This window comes from Candidatus Methanomethylophilaceae archaeon (assembly GCA_017524805.1).
Classification (GTDB): domain Archaea; phylum Thermoplasmatota; class Thermoplasmata; order Methanomassiliicoccales; family Methanomethylophilaceae; genus Methanoprimaticola.
Map to the genome: position 1 here is coordinate 36,694 of JAFXUX010000027.1, position 15,284 is coordinate 51,977.

Consider the following 15,284-nt stretch of genomic DNA (forward strand, 5'->3'; position numbering starts at 1 on the left):
GGTATCCGCCCGAGATTCTCTTGGACCGCGAAGCAGAAAGCCTCCCGTCGCCGACTCCTTCATACAGATAGCTGGCAGAATATGAAAGTCTCGGTGACGACGGAATGGGACATATGTTTTTTATTAAGTCAAGTAAGGGCCCCTCTTACTCGACTTATAATTGTCAAGCAGGGCAATTCTTGCCGATATCAGACCGGTACGAAGCGCCCCTCTCTGCGCAGTGGCCGGGCTGACATCAGAAACTGCGCGGTATATCGCGACGGCCTGGATCCGGGCCCAGACGACCGAGCCGGTATCAGAAGCGGCCGCAGGGGATGAGGAAGACGAGATGCGATCGAGGAAGAAAGTGAAGACGGGACCCTGCTGGAAGGGCCCCGTTTGTGGTTCTGGCCGGCGGGAGGTCCCGTCAGGCTGCGGAACGGAACAGCCGCCCGTCGCCGTCTCCTACGTACAGATAGCCGGCAAGGGCATCTGCGGTCGCAGGCAGCCTCTTTCCGTTTTCGTCGAAGAATCTGAGGTCGAAGAACGCCTGGTCGCCTACGGTCTCCACCGAGCTTCCGACGGCCACCGAAGCCAGCGACGTGCATCCGCAGAACGCGCGATAGGCGACAGTCCCCACCGAATCTGGAATCACTAATTCCCCAAGGGATCCGCACAGCGAGAACGCACACTTCCCGATGGACACCGCGGAATCCGGAATAGACACGGATGCGAGAGAATCGCATGCGTAGAACGCATACCCTCCCACCGACCTCAAGGAATCCCCGAAGTCGATGGTTTCCAGCGCGGGGCAGCGGGCGAACGCCTTCATGCCTATCTCGGTTACACTCCCCAGATCGGCGGATACCAGCTCTGCGAGGCCGTAGAAGGCCTTGGGGCCTATCTCAGTGACAGGATAATCCTTTCCACCGTAGGACACCGAGGCCGGGACCGCAAGATTCGCCATCGGCTCGGAGAAGCCGACGAGAGTCGCGTCCGCATCGCCGGACCAGTCCACCTTGTATACCAGACCGCCGGAAACGAACGTGAAGCCGTCCGCCACGCGCTGGAGAACGCAGCAACGCCCCTCGTACGCATATCCGCTCAGACCGGCCGCCGTGCAGTCTAAAGCATCCCCCCTCTCATCCAGGAACCTGATCCCGTAGAATGCGTTCTCGCCTATGGAGGCCACAGAGCCCGGGATGATCACGCTGATAAGCGCTTTGCACCCGCTGAACGCGCTCTTCCCTACGGACGCAACCGAGTCCGGAATGGATACGGAGGCAAGGGAACCGCACCCGAAGAACGAGTACGGCGCTATCTCCCCGAGGGAACCGCCGAAGCTGACGGTTTCCAGCGACCCGCAGCGGGCGAACGCCTTCATGCCTATCTCGGATACGCTTCCGAGGTCCGCAGAGACAAGGGAATCGCAACCGTAGAACGCGTATGCCCCGATGTGCTCGACTGAACTCCCGATGACTGCGTAGGCCAGGGAGGTGCAGCCGTAAAATGCAGAGGCCCCGATAGACTCTGCCGAGCTTCCGATCTCTACGGAAACAAGAGAACTGCAGCCGCAGAACGCATCATCTCCGATGGCCGTGACCGAGTCCGGGATGGAGACAGAGGACAGGGAAGTGCAACCTTTGAACGCCCCCCTTCCGATGGTTTTTACCGAGTCGCCAAAGGCAATGGAAGACAGAGACGTGCAATTCTCGAACGCATACTCGCCTATGGTCTCCACCGAGCTTCCGATGGACAGGGACACCAGTTCGGCGAGCCCGTAAAAAGCTTTGGATCCTATGCCGGAGACTGGATAACTCTTCCCGTTGTTGGATACCGCTGCAGGGACCGTAAGATTAGCCATCTGCTCGGAACAGCTGACCAGGGTGACATCCGTGCTGCTGGACCAATTGAGCTTGAACACAAACCCGTCGGATACGAATACTAAGCCCGCCACACGCATCAGCACGCCGCCATGGCCTTCGTAAGCGTACCCTCTGAGGCCTTCCGGCGTATGCGGAAGAACGTTCCCCTTCTCGTCCAGGAAACTGATCTCATTGAACGCATTTTTTCCGATGGACGTGACCGAGTCCGGGATGGAGACAGAGGCCAAGGATGGACACATATAGAACGCATATAGATCGATTGTCGTGACCGAGTCCGGGATGGAGACGGAGGACAGGGAGGTGCACCTCGAGAATACGCCGTAGCCAATAGATGTCAATGAGCTTCCAAGATTCACGGAGGCAAGTGAAGTGCACATCGCGAACGCCTGATTCCCGATGGCCGTGACCGAGTCCGGGATGGAGACGGAGGACAGGGAGGTGCATCTGTAAAACGCACTATATCCAATCGATGTGACCGAGTCCGGGATGGAGACGGAGGTCAGAGAGGAGCAACCGTGGAACGTTCCTTCATTGATGACCGTGACCGAGTCTGGAATGTCCACAGAGACCAACGAGGTGCACCCGTAGAATGCGTACTCCCCGATGGCCGTGACCGAGTCCGGGATGGAGACGGATTCAAGGGAGGTGCACTCCGCGAACGCCTGATTCCCGATGGCCGTGACCGAGTCCGGGATGGAGACGAAGACCAGTTCAGCGAGTCTGTTGAAAGCGCGCGACCCTATGCCGGAGACATAATAGTCCTTCTCCCCATAGGATACTGACGCGGGGATTGACAGATAGGCCGCTGGCTCGGAAAAGCCTACCAGAGTTACATCCGCGTCTCCTAGCCGATCGAGCCTGAACAGCAACCCATCGGAGGCGAATAATGCTCCGGTCCGCTTCAACACGCCGCCATGGCCTTCGTAAGCGAATCCCCCGAGACTGCTTGCAGTGTGGGGGAGTTCGTTCCCGTTCTCATCCAGAAATCTGATCCCGCCGAACGCTGCCTGTTCTATCGTTGCCAGAGAATCCGGGAAATTCACTTTGGAAAGGGAGGTACACCCGTAAAAAGCATACGACTGTATGTCACTCAGAGAGTCTCCGAAGCTGATGGAGGCCAAAGATGTGCATCTGGCGAATGCCTTTACCTGAACAGTTATGACACCCCGCAAATACACAGATTTGATTTTATTGCAGCCGTAGAACGCCTTGTCCATAATGAGGGTGACCGAGTCGGGGATGGACACAGATACCAATGAGACGCAGTTGTAAAATGCGGAACTTCCGATGTCCACTGCCGAGCTCCCGATGTCCACGGAGACCAACGAAGTGCAATCGTAGAACGCATTGTCTCTGATATGAATGACCGAGTCGGGGATGGACACGGAAGACAAAGAAGTGCAGCCGTGGAACGCATCCCATTCGATAGATTCGACCGAGTTCCCGATATCCACGGAGACCAACGAAGTGCATCCGTAGAATGCCTTCTGTGAAATGGTGGTTACCGAATCTGGGATATCCACGGAGACCAACGAAGTGCATCCGTAGAATGCGCCCCATAGGATGCTGTGAACCGAGTCTGGGATGTCCACGGAGACCAACGAAGTGCAACCCAAGAATGCATAACCGCCAATAGTCGTGACTGAGCCTTCGAAACGCACAGACTTCACTTCATCGACCCAAGGCCAGAAATTGAGTTCTTTCCAAGTATTGTCAGACATCATACCGCTGCCGGAGATGGTCAGGTTCCCATCGTCGTCAAGCTCCCAAGTGAGATCGGCCCCGCATCTGCCGGATTGGGCCCCTTCCGAGCCGTCCGATTGCGTGGCTACTATTAGCGCAGCCGCGGCCATGACTATAGCGGCGACAGCTATCATGCGCCAGATCTCATTCACTTTGATATCGCAGATGTGCCCCATGGGATTCGTATCTGTTTATGAATTTATAATCATCGGGAAGGATAATTCTTGCCGATATCAGACCGCTGGGAAACCATTTCTGGCCCATCATTTCCCCTTCGCTTCGCGGGAATAACGCGGCCTCATAGTGCTGACTCCTCCATGACGGTGAAGCTCCGACGCGGCCGGTGCCAACTCAAATATAGATTACGGCAAATCACCAATCATGAAGGCGGAGATCCTTTCCGAGGCTGCTAAGAGAAAGATCCTTTTCTCTCCGGACGCTATGGAGATGATCCTGTCCAACAGCGACCCCATGGCATTCACGAATACCGTATTCTCCCATCTGGCTTCGGACATGGTTTTCGTCAGCAAAAAAGACATCATGGATTGCATCGCCGGCGACAGCATAATGTTCCAATCCCCGAAGGAAACGAAGCCCAGGAACAGATTCACTCCGGACATCCATGTGATAGGCGGGACCGATGTCACCGGAGAATCCACCTGCGAAGGGAAGATAAACGATTTCGCGAACCTGATGATGAGCAGATTCCAATCCCTGAAAAAAATCCTGATGAAAAACAGGGAGATGGCCTATGCGGTAAGCCTCGAGAAAGCCAAGACGATGAACAGGGACTGCCACGTGGTCGTCATGATATATGAAAAAAGCACCACGAAGAACGGGCACATCATGCTGTCCGTGGAGGACGACACCGACACGGCCAAAATACTGGTCTCCAAGGATTCGCCCCTGATCGACGAGCTCCTGATCGATGACGAGGTCATCGGCGTAGCAATAAAATCCACCGGGAAAAGCAAAGATCTCTTCATAGCCGACAAGATAATCTGGCCGGATGTGCCCAAGGGCAACGCGTGGGAGCCGGGGGACCAGACCTCGAAAATCGCTTTCCTCTCCGACGTCCACGTAGGCAGCACAACATTCCTTGAGCCCGCATGGAAGAGGATGACGTCTTGGCTCAGAGCCAACGCCGAAAAGAACGACATAAATTATCTGGTGTTCCCGGGGGACGTCGTGGATGGCATAGGCGTGTTCCCGGATCAGGACAAGGAACTCATCATCGCGGACATCTATGAGCAGTACGAAAAGCTCGCGGAATATCTGAAAGACATCCCCGACGGAATAAAGATGGTTATTCACCCAGGAAACCATGACGCAGCCCGCCTGGCCGAGCCCCAGCCCGCTTTAAACAAGAAATTCACCGGAGCGTTCGATTCCGATGTCCTGATGCTCGGCAACCCCGTGTATCTCAGCGTGGAAGGCAGAACGGTTCTCACCTACCATGGGAAGAGCATGGACGACTGGATCGCAGGGGTGCGCGGCATGAGCTATGACGATCCCCTGAAAGTCATGCGGTCCATGTGCAAGACCCGCCATCTCGCCCCGATCTACGGCCAGAGGAACGCTCTCGCACCCGAAAAAAGAGATTATCTGGTCATGGAATATGTGCCGGAGATCTTCGTCTCGGGCCATGTGCACGGCGCAGGGCAGGAGATATACAACGGCATCAGGATGATCAACGCATCCACCTGGCAGAGCCAGACCGAATACCAGAAGATGCACAATTTCATCCCGGACCCGGCGATAATGCCTGTGGTAGACCTCGGAGACGGATCGGTTCTGATGCACAATTTCATGAGACGATCTTTTTCCAGTGGAAATTGAGGGGTTCTTCGACATAGATAAGAACGCCGGACGCCATTCCCGCGGATATGGGGATAATGAGCGCTACAGCGACCGGAAGAGCGACCGCCAAACCGGATACGACCAGGATCGACCTCACGATCTCGGGAATCAAGAAGGAATATTCCGAAGCTTTCGACGCTTCGGTTTCCAATGGAAACGAAATCAAGGACGTCCTGGAAAAGATAGGCCTGAAGAGGGAATCCCTCAAGACCACAGATTTCAGGATAGACCCGAGATACGAGAACGTGAAGGTAGGGAACAACGAATACAGGGAGGTCTTCAAAGGCTACGAATACGTCCAGTCCCTGTGCTTCGAATTCCCGATCGACAACTCCGTCCTGGGGAAGGCACTGTACAGCATATCGAGGTGCGGATGCGCGCCCAGAATCAGATTCTCGTTCCAATCGACGGAACTCGAGGAGGCCCGCACGGAAGCCCTGAAGAAAGCCATAGAAACCGCCAGGAAGCGCGCTGAGATCATGGCTGAAGCCTCCGGAGCCAGCATATTGGGCATAAGGTCGATCGGAGGCCCGGAGCCCATAAGGCCGATGATGAAAGCCATGGGGTGCAGGGCGAACGCCGAGGAATGCCTGGACGACATGGCATACAACGTGGATTTCGAGCCGGAAGATATCGAGATCTCCGAGACGGTAACCGTCGAATGGGATATCGCTTGAATCAGAAAAAATCCGCCTTCCCGGGCCGTCAGGAGCGCCGGGAGGCGGAAACGGTTTCAGTTGAAGACATGCTCGCTGAGCAGCACAGCGAGTATGATTATGACTCCGAGTATCAGCATCGAATAAGCGGCGACCCAGACGATCGTGAAGGCCCTTTTCAGCTTCTTCGGATCGTCGCGGATCTCTTCTGCGCGCTCTTCGAGCGATTTCATCGTCACTCCTTCTTCAGGTGCTTGAGACGGGTGGTGTTCTCTCTGTCCATCTCTTCGAGGCTGAACTTTACGAACCTCTCCGACTCTTTGAGCTCGGGGATGATCTTGAATTCCAGGGCGTTGACCCTTCTCTTGGTCTTCTCGATCTCGTCCAGCAGCTTCTTCATGGTGGTCTCGACTTCGGCCGCGCGGACGATCGTGTCGAGAAGCTTCTCGAACGCGACCGCCGCATCCTCGATGTACGAGGAGGTAGTGATGACACCGTATCCCCTGTCGACAATCTTCGTGTGGATGCTTTCGGCTTCGACTTTGGGGACGACCATTCCCATGATGCTTTTGCTGCTCAGCTTCACCTGCGGATCCGCCTTCAGGGCGTAAGCCGCGGATTTCACTGCGATCTCTCCCTTGACCGTGGAGGCGATGTTGATCTTCTCCATCGCAGACTCGTAGTCGGATGATACTCCCGCGCGCATCTGCTTGGCTTTCTCCAGGACCTCGAAGAACTCGATGATGAGGCCGTCCCTCTTCATCTTGAGAATTTTGTGGCCGCCTTCGGTCAGCTTGATCTTGTTCTTCAGCTGGAGAAGGACCGAACGGTTGGGGGTGACATCGTGCGCTCCCATGGGGATCACTCCTTCTTGGGCATGTACTTCTCGATGTACTTACGGCCGATCTTCGTGATCTGCTCGAGGTCGAGGGTGGTGAGAAGGTTCCATCCGAGGTCGAGGGTCTCCTCAATCGAACGGTCCTCTTCGGATCCCTGGCGGACGAAGCGGTCCTCGAAGACGTCGGCGAAGTCCAGGAGTTTCCTGTCCATCTCGGAAAGCGAATCCTTACCGACGATGGCCACGAGACCGCGGAGATCCTTACCTTCTGCGTACGAGGCGTAGAGCTGGTCGGAGACCCCTTTGTGGTCCTCACGGGTCTTGCCCTCTCCGGTTCCTCCTCCCATCAGCCTGCTGAGGGACGAGGAAACGTTGATCGGGGGATAGATACCGTTCCTGTGGAGATCCATCGACAGAACGATCTGGCCTTCGGTGATGTAACCGGAAAGGTCGGGGATCGGGTGGGTGATGTCTCCTCCGGGCATGGACAGGATGGGGATCTGGGTGATAGATCCTTTCTTCCCTTTGATCCTTCCCGCACGCTCGTAGAGCTGGGCAAGATCGGTGTACATGTAACCGGGATATCCACGCCTTCCGGGCACTTCCTCACGGGCGGCTCCGATCTGACGGAGAGCCTCGCAGTAGTTGGTGATGTCGGTCATGATGACCAGCACCTGCATGCCGAGGTCGAATGCCATGTACTCCGCGGTGGTGAGACCGAGACGGGGAGTGAGGGTACGCTCGACGGCAGGGTCGTCTGCCAAGTTGAGGAAGACCACTGCGTTCTTCAGCGCTCCGGTCCTCTCGAACTCGGTCATGAACATCTGCTTCTCCTCGTTGGTGATACCCATGGCGATGAACACGACGGCGAACTCCTCGTTCTCTCCGCGGACCTTTGCCTGCCTCGCGATCTGAAGCGCGATCTCGTTGTGGGGAAGACCCGACGCGGAGAAGATAGGCAGTTTCTGTCCCCTGACCAGGGTGTTCATACCGTCGATGGTGGAGATACCGGTCTGGATGAAGTCGGACGGGCTGTCCCTTGCCCAGGGGTTGATAGCCGCACCCATGATGTCGCGCTCGTCTTCGGGGACGATGTCAGCTCCTCCGTCGAGGGGCTTTCCGGATCCGGAGAGGATCCTTCCGAGCATGTCCTTCGAAACGGGCATCTTCATGGTCTCGCCGAGGAAACGGACGGACGCATCCCTGTCGATACCGGTGGTCCCCTCGAAAACCTGGACGACGACGATGTCGCCGGAGGAATCGAGAACCTGGCCTCTCCTCATGCTTCCGTCGGAGAGCCTGATGTTGACCATCTCTTTGTATCCGACGGGCTCGGTGTTCTTGACGTACACGAGAGGCCCGGCGATCTGGGAGATTGTCTTGTACTCTTTGGATATGTCTGCCATAAGAATCACGCTCCAATCTCCGCGAACTGCTTGTCCATGTCCGCAGATACGGCATCCAGCTCGGCGTCGACGTTGTCCTCGTATTTGGCCTGGTTGAACCTGGTCCTGACGGGAAGGTGCACGATCTTGTCGACCTGCGCGCCGGAGGCGAGGGCTTTGTCCGCCATGTCGGAGTATTTCTTGATCAGAGTGAGCATCCTGTACTGCCTGGGGAGCGGGCAGAAGCAGTCCACGGGGTGGTATGCGTTCTGCTGGAGGAAGATCTCACGGATCATCTTGGAGATCTCGAGGGTGATCTTCTGCTCGTCGGGCAGGGAGTCGGAACCGACCATCTGAACGACTTCCTGAAGTTCGGACTCTTTCTGCAGGGTCTTCATGGCCCATCCTTTGAGGTCGATGAAGTCGTCGGCCACGTTGGATTTGAACCACTCGGAGAGCTGCCTGTCGTACATGGTGTACGAAGTGAGCCAGTTGATGGTGGGGAAGTGCCTTCTCTCCCTCAGCTTGGTGTCCAGAGCCCAGAAGACACGGACGATACGGAGGGTGTTCTGAGTGACAGGTTCGGACAGGTCGCCGCCAGGAGGCGAAACCGCTCCGATGACCGAGACGGATCCGTCCTGGCCGCAGAGCGCTTTGACACGCGCGGCACGCTCGTAGAACTCGGAGAGACGTCCTGCAAGGTATGCGGGGTATCCCTCTTCTCCGGGCATCTCTTCGAGCCTGGACGAGATCTCACGCATGGCCTCTGCCCACCTGGAGGTGGAATCGGCCATGAGAGCCACGTTGTATCCCATGTCTCTGAAGTACTCGGCGATGGTCATTCCGGTGTAGACGGAAGCCTCACGGGCCGCCACAGGCATGTTGGAGGTGTTGGCGATGAGGACGGTCCTCTTCATCAGCGACTCTCCGGTCCTGGGGTCTTTCAGAGCGGGGAATTCGGTCAGAACTTCGGTCATCTCGTTTCCGCGCTCTCCGCATCCGATGTAGACGACGATGTCGGCATCGGAGTACTTGGCAAGGGACTGCTGGGTGACGGTCTTCCCGGTTCCGAACGCTCCGGGGATGGCTGCGGCTCCTCCCTTCGCGAGGGGGAACATGGTGTCGAGGACACGAAGCCCGGTGACCAGAGGTATGTCAGGCTGGTATTTCTCGATGACAGGCCTGGCGTTACGGACGGGCCAGTACTGCACCATGGGGATGTCCCTTCCGCCGATGACGGCGACGGTCTCGTCGATGGTGTAGAATCCGCCGCTGATCCTCTCGATCTTCGCGTTCTTTATTCCGATGGGAACCAGAATCTTGTGGAGGATAGGTCCTTCCTGCACGGTTCCGATGACCTGACCTTCAGAGACGATGTCGCCTGCTTTAGCGGTGGCGACGAACTCCCATTTTTTGTCGTGGTCAAGACCAGGTGCGGAGACACCACGGTAGATGAAGTCGCCCATTTTCTCCCTGAGAATGGGGAGAGGCCTCTGGATTCCGTCGTAAACGGAGGTGAGAAGGCCAGGACCGAGCTCGACCGAAAGAGGCCTGCCGGTGTTGGTGACGGGCTCTCCGGGTTTTATGCCGTCGGTATCTTCGTAAACCTGGATGATAGAGTACTCGCCGATGATCTTGATGACTTCGCCCATCAGCTGCTCGTCCCCGACGTGCACGACATCGTACATTTTGGGGGAGATACCGGTGGCGGTCACGACAGGTCCGGCGACCCTGTAAATTACACCTTCAGTGCTCATTTATTCATCCTCGTTTTTGTATAAATCAACGCCAATCGCTCTCTTGACCTTCTCGCGGAGATCGCTCTCGTCGCCTCCGACAGGCACCACGACAGGCTGGATCGAATCCGATACCTTCTGCCTGACGGTGTAGGAGAGATTGTCGAGGTCCTTTGCATCCACTGCAAGGATACCTATTGTTGGCTGGGCCATTGCCTCCAGCATTATGTCTTGGTAATTGTCTGAATTCGCGACAAATACGCGCCTGATTCCTGCTAGCCTGAATCCAAGTACGAAATCTTCGCTTCCGATGACTGCTATCTCCATCAGATCACCAGCAATCCTTTTATGGTCTCTCTGCTGAGGCCTCCGTCGACGCCTCTCGCAACGATCCTGATGTTCCTGACTTCGGTCTCTTTGTGGACCATGAAGTCGATGACGGGAAGGACCGAAAGAGGATACATATGGGCCATCTTGTTGGCCTGATCCCCCTGATACTTCTTGATGGCGGAGACGACGGCTTTGTTGGTGGTGCTGTCGGTATCGAGGACCGGTTTGATGTAGTCCTCGAAAACCTCCAGACGGGACATGTCGCCGGCGGCCGCGCTGACTGTCTCAGCGTTGGCAAGCACCTGCGCGAACTTCGAATCGATCTGCATCCCACCGGGGATGAAGTATTTCATCGCCTGATCGCCGGTTATGCCTTCCGACTTGAGCTTCATGATCGTCCTGAGGTTCACCACGTCGATATCCTTCCTGATGTAGTCAAGGAAGATCTTGGTAGGCCGCGTGTAGGGATTGATGCTGTCGAGCAGTCTCTGATAGTGGTATTTGTCGAGGAAATCCTCGATGACGCCAAGGTTCTGAGTCTCTTTGTACTCGGAAATGACCTCAGGAGGGAATTTCACCTTTCCCACTTTGCTGTACTCGTTGAGCACATCGTCGATGGAATCGAGCGAAAGGAGCTTTTCCAGATCGGCGGCGTCGACTTTCCCTGCGGGGACGAAATCCTCTCTCATCCCTTCGGCGTCGAGTCCGTACGATTTCCCGCGGAGAATGACCTTCAGGTTCCAGATGTCCCATTTCTCGAGATAGGAACCGACCATGGTGGCCAGCTCTCCCTGGGAGGCTCCGAGGATGCTCTTGAACACGTTGGCCATGTTCTGATAGGTAGCATGCTCTACCAAGGCTATGTCGGAGTATTTCCCGGCGAGATCGGCTATCTCTTTCTGGTAGCCGGCTTCGCTTATGTAACGGGAGATCTCGGGCAGGCTCATCTGGATCATCTTGTCGTAATCTTCCTCGCGGAGAAGCTTCGACTTCTTCGCTTTGACCCTGGTTACGGTGTACTCGTAGTTTCCTTTCCTTACACTGCGCTTGAACATCTTCCTCACCCGAAGAGAATGTTCGACACAGTCTTGATCTCGCGGTTCCAAATGGACTGGAGCAAGGTGGAATATTGCATATCCACTTCGACCTGCCCATCCTCGCTCTGGAGGATGAGACCGGATTTTATCCTGCTGTCTTTGGAGACCGAGGACACGCCAAGCTCTTCTGCGGTGAAGTCTTCGTTCTTGGACATTACCGCCTTAGGGTTGGGGATGATGTCCTTGACCTTCTTCACCATGGCCTTGTACTGCTCCAGCTTCTTATCCCTGGGAGCGTTCTCAAGGTCGGCGAGAGTCTGGTCGAAAGCTTTCGCGAGGACGTCCTTCTTCTTGGCGAGGACGATCTTCTTGCTCTCGAGTTCAGCGCTGGAGATCTCCTGGCGCTTGAGACGGTCAATCTCCTCATCGCGCTTCTTGGCCTCTCTGCCCACAAGCTCAGCGATCTTCGAATCCGCATCGGCGGCGATCTTAGCGATCTCCTGTTCGGCCTGAGCCTTCACGCTGCTGGCCGCGTCCTCTGCGGTTTTGAGGATCTCCTGAGTGACGTTTGCTAATGCTGCCATGAGATTACCTCTTGGCGGGCTCACATCACGAAGATAGCAAGGATGGAAATAACCAGTCCGAAGATGACGATGGTCTCAGGAAGAACCATGAAGATCATGGATTTACCGAAAAGGCTTGCGTCCTCGGTGATGGCTCCGACTGCGGCGGCTCCGACGTTTCCTTCCGCGATACCTGCTCCGAGACCGGTAAGTCCGACTGCAAGTCCTGCTCCAACTGCGATGAGTCCTGCTGCTTCTGCTGCTGCCATTTATGATACCTCTTTATGCTTTGTTTTTGCTGGGTTCGGAAGTGGTTTTCACGCGTTTGATTTTAAGGGGATTGTACTCGACTCCGCCGCCGTCGAAGAACTTAACCATAAGCTCGACGAACTGCAACCTGAGAGAGTGAAGTCCTGCGGAAAGGATTCCGAGGGTCCAAATCATCAGATGGAGGAACGCGAACAGGGCGAACGTCACTACGAGCGCCAAGATTCCCCCGCCGAGACCTGGATAGATCATTCCGATGCAGATATAGTTGAAAGCAAGAGCCATTCCTGCTTTTGACATTCCTATTGCGGCTATACGAGTGTAGGAAAGGATACCACCTACGATTCCGGGAAGCTCCATGACCGCCTGCATCCCTTCGTGGGGAAGGTTGAGGACGATGCCTATTATGAGGAGCACGGCGCCGATTGCCAGATAGACAAGGAGGCCGTCCAACGGAAGCTTGTAGATGAGCAGCATCGCAAGCGCATAGCATATGAAGACCATGCCGAGGAAGCTGAGGACCCATCCGCCCTTCTCTTTGAATGCGGCTTTGAATCCATGCTGGAGGGTCTTGTTGTAGACTGCGCAGCAGTACGCCAACAGAAGGTGGCAGATACCGATGTAGACAGAGAGTTTGAGCTGGAATCCGATCCAATCAGAACCCAATTTATGGACACCTTCGCCTCCAGGGAGAATTCCGTGGAAGAAGTTCGGAAGGTGGTCAAGACCTAACAGATATTCCCATGTGTATTCCACGCCTTCCTGTTCGCCTATGAAGTGCATTCCTAAGCATTCGCCATAGAAGAAGAATCCGAAGATGAATGCCCAGATTCCTCCGAAGAACAGGACGGTGGCGATGGCGCGCCAATCTTTGTGGTGCGTGACTTTGAGTCCGTAAGCACCAAGTATTATGAACGGGATGGAATAGCCGACATCACCGATCATCATTCCGAAGAACAACGGAAGGAAAATCGCTATGAGCACAGAAGGATCAATCTCCTGATACTTCGGAACCGACATGAGCTTCGTCGGATACTGGAATTCCTTCACTATTCTTCCGTTGTTGAATTTGGTGGGGACCTCTTTGAATCTGTCCTCTGCATCTTCAACCTCTTTCATCGATCTGCCGCGGTTCTCCAGGATCTCGACGTAAGTGCCTTCCACCTTGGATTCAAGCGCGATCTTGATGGATTCGGCCTTTTTGGTGGGCACCCAAGCGTCTGCGACGAAGGAGTAATCGCTGGCGGCGAGCCTCACGGGGATCTCGCCTTTCTCAACTTCAATGGATAGTTCTTCCTCAGAAGCTTTGAGGAAATCTTTGTGTTTCTCAAGAAGCGCGTTGAGCTCTCCCTCGACTTTCTCGAGTTCCGCCTGGACGTTGGCAAGCTCGGAATCTACGTTCGCGAGCGCCGCAGAAGCGGAGCCGGTCTTCCCTTCGGGGACCGTGATCTCGGAGAAATCGCAGTTCGCGAGCGCAGACAAGACTTTGTCCCTGTCCTCGTTCTTGGCGAAAACTGCGGCGACGCCATCCTCCTTCTTGGAAATCCCGTTGACATAGACTTCGCAGGGTATATCGGCGAGAAGAGGGGTGGGATCGGCGGCGACGGTTCCGACCATCGAGAATATGCTCAGGTAGCCTGAGTACATATCGAGGTCGATATCGAGTTTGGATAGAAGCTCAAGATTCTTCTTGGTAGCGTTCAGCTCAGTGATTCTCTGATTGAGATCATTCTTCTTGCTGGTGACAGAGAAAATCTCATCCTCAGCAAGCTCGACGCTGTCCGATGATATCCGGCTCTTTATTTCAGACTCGGGGATAGGATTGGTGCGCGTTTTTTTCGTGATACCAAGATCCTTCTCCATCGCGCGCACTTTCAGCAGCCTTTCGGATGCTTTAGATGCGTATGGACGGGGAACCCCGAGGGTGAAACCTTCATCCGCGTCGACAGTATGATCGATCAGGTGGATAGCCCCCGCATCGTACAAGGCGTCGATAGCCTCGTCCATGTGAGATTTGGTACCCACGATCACAATCCTACTCATCGGCTCAGGAAGTGACATTTAAGGTCCTCTCGAATTCTTTGAAGAGAAAATCTTTTACTTCCTGCATTTTCACCGTCGCTCTCTGCTCAATCGCTGCCGCCGCCGCATTACCGTCTTTGAGAAGGTTGGAACGTTCGGCCTCGAGTTTCACTTTGGCTGCGGTGATCGCGGATTCAAAAGAGCTGCGGCATTCGGCCTCAGCATCCTGAATCTTTTTTACAGAGTCTCTGCGAGCGTCAGCGATGGCGGTTTTTCTCAGAGCTTCGGCATCGTTCATGATGTCGTCAGCTTTCTGTTCCGCCCGCTTAATTTCCGAAAGTATGTCAGTTCGGCTCATATTACTCTCCCCGACCCTAATTGAGGTAATCGGGGGGATATACTTAATGTTAGTGCCATCAAATCAATTAATAATTCAATTATAAAGAGTTTAGAAAAGGTTTATATCTCAAAATGAGAAAAAATCTGTGGAAGAAAAAAATACACCATTGATTGAAAACGTCATCGGACTTCGTATCTGCGGACGATGATGTTTGTTTCGGACAGTATCTGGTTGGAAAGATCGTCGACATAGCCCTCGTCGTACACTATCTCTCTGATCCCAGCGTTGATTATTATCTTGGCGCACATGGAGCAGGGATAAGTCGTCGTGTAAAGTGTGCCGCCGTTCACGCTGGTGCCGAAATATGCCGCCTGGATGACTGCGTTCTGTTCTGCGTGGACGCCTCTGCAGAGCTCATGCCTAGTTCCGGAAGGGACATGAAGCTGCTCCCTTATGCATCCAAGCTCTTCGCAATGGCGCGTCCCTTTGGGGGATCCGTTATAGCCTGTGGAAAGCACCCTCTTATCCTTGACGATGACGGCGCCTACCTGCCTCCTGATGCATGTGGATCTGCTGGCTACCAACTTTGCCATGCTCATGAAATACTCGTCGTTGGTGGGCCTTGCCATGACAGCTAATACG

At 55.0% G+C, this 15,284-nt stretch carries 14 protein-coding genes; 2 read left to right on the top strand and 12 right to left on the bottom strand.

The window, feature by feature from the left end:
* Positions 1–406 precede the first annotated feature (406 nt).
* Positions 407–3,784, bottom strand: a complete 3,378-nt coding sequence (locus IKP20_05620; protein ID MBR4504431.1) for a leucine-rich repeat domain-containing protein — start codon at positions 3,782–3,784, stop codon at positions 407–409.
* Between the two features lie 202 nt (positions 3,785–3,986).
* On the opposite strand from IKP20_05620, the gene IKP20_05625 reads away from it, so the two are divergent.
* Complete coding sequence (locus IKP20_05625) at positions 3,987–5,447, top strand: DNA-directed DNA polymerase II small subunit (protein ID MBR4504432.1); 1,461 nt, start codon at positions 3,987–3,989, stop codon at positions 5,445–5,447.
* A 56-nt stretch (positions 5,448–5,503) separates the two neighbouring features.
* Complete coding sequence (locus IKP20_05630; GenBank protein MBR4504433.1) at positions 5,504–6,145, top strand: SIMPL domain-containing protein; 642 nt, start codon at positions 5,504–5,506, stop codon at positions 6,143–6,145.
* A 56-nt stretch (positions 6,146–6,201) separates the two neighbouring features.
* On the opposite strand, the gene IKP20_05635 is transcribed toward IKP20_05630, so the two are convergent.
* The 11 genes from IKP20_05635 to IKP20_05685 form a co-directional block, all read right to left on the bottom strand.
* Positions 6,202–6,357 (bottom strand): hypothetical protein, encoded by a 156-nt coding sequence (locus IKP20_05635; protein ID MBR4504434.1) that lies wholly within the window; start codon positions 6,355–6,357, stop codon positions 6,202–6,204.
* A gap of 2 nt (positions 6,358–6,359) precedes the next feature.
* Positions 6,360–6,980: a V-type ATP synthase subunit D gene (locus IKP20_05640; protein ID MBR4504435.1), complete on the bottom strand. Its 621-nt coding sequence runs from the start codon at positions 6,978–6,980 to the stop codon at positions 6,360–6,362.
* Between the two features lie 5 nt (positions 6,981–6,985).
* Positions 6,986–8,368 (bottom strand): V-type ATP synthase subunit B, encoded by a 1,383-nt coding sequence (locus tag IKP20_05645; protein ID MBR4504436.1) that lies wholly within the window; start codon positions 8,366–8,368, stop codon positions 6,986–6,988.
* A gap of 5 nt (positions 8,369–8,373) precedes the next feature.
* Positions 8,374–10,104, bottom strand: coding sequence for a V-type ATP synthase subunit A (locus tag IKP20_05650; protein MBR4504437.1), 1,731 nt, complete (start codon positions 10,102–10,104; stop codon positions 8,374–8,376).
* A complete protein-coding gene (locus IKP20_05655) occupies positions 10,105–10,410 on the bottom strand; it encodes a V-type ATP synthase subunit F (protein MBR4504438.1) in 306 nt (101 codons plus the stop codon). It lies immediately after the preceding gene.
* Complete coding sequence (gene ahaC / locus IKP20_05660) at positions 10,410–11,468, bottom strand: ATP synthase A1 subunit C (protein ID MBR4504439.1); 1,059 nt, start codon at positions 11,466–11,468, stop codon at positions 10,410–10,412. The genes IKP20_05655 and ahaC overlap by 1 nt, the downstream gene beginning before the upstream one ends.
* A gap of 5 nt (positions 11,469–11,473) precedes the next feature.
* Positions 11,474–12,034, bottom strand: coding sequence for a hypothetical protein (locus IKP20_05665; GenBank protein ID MBR4504440.1), 561 nt, complete (start codon positions 12,032–12,034; stop codon positions 11,474–11,476).
* A 20-nt stretch (positions 12,035–12,054) separates the two neighbouring features.
* A complete protein-coding gene (locus IKP20_05670) occupies positions 12,055–12,282 on the bottom strand; it encodes an ATPase (GenBank protein ID MBR4504441.1) in 228 nt (75 codons plus the stop codon).
* A gap of 13 nt (positions 12,283–12,295) precedes the next feature.
* Positions 12,296–14,287, bottom strand: coding sequence for a V-type ATP synthase subunit I (locus IKP20_05675; protein ID MBR4504442.1), 1,992 nt, complete (start codon positions 14,285–14,287; stop codon positions 12,296–12,298).
* Between the two features lie 40 nt (positions 14,288–14,327).
* Positions 14,328–14,660 carry a hypothetical protein gene (locus tag IKP20_05680; protein ID MBR4504443.1) on the bottom strand — a complete coding sequence of 111 codons (333 nt, stop codon included), beginning with the start codon at positions 14,658–14,660 and terminating at the stop codon, positions 14,328–14,330.
* A 161-nt stretch (positions 14,661–14,821) separates the two neighbouring features.
* The gene (locus IKP20_05685; protein MBR4504444.1) at positions 14,822–15,271 is read right to left on the bottom strand and encodes a dCMP deaminase family protein; all 450 of its coding nucleotides are present in this window, start codon (positions 15,269–15,271) and stop codon (positions 14,822–14,824) included.
* Between the last annotated feature and the right edge of the window lie 13 nt (positions 15,272–15,284).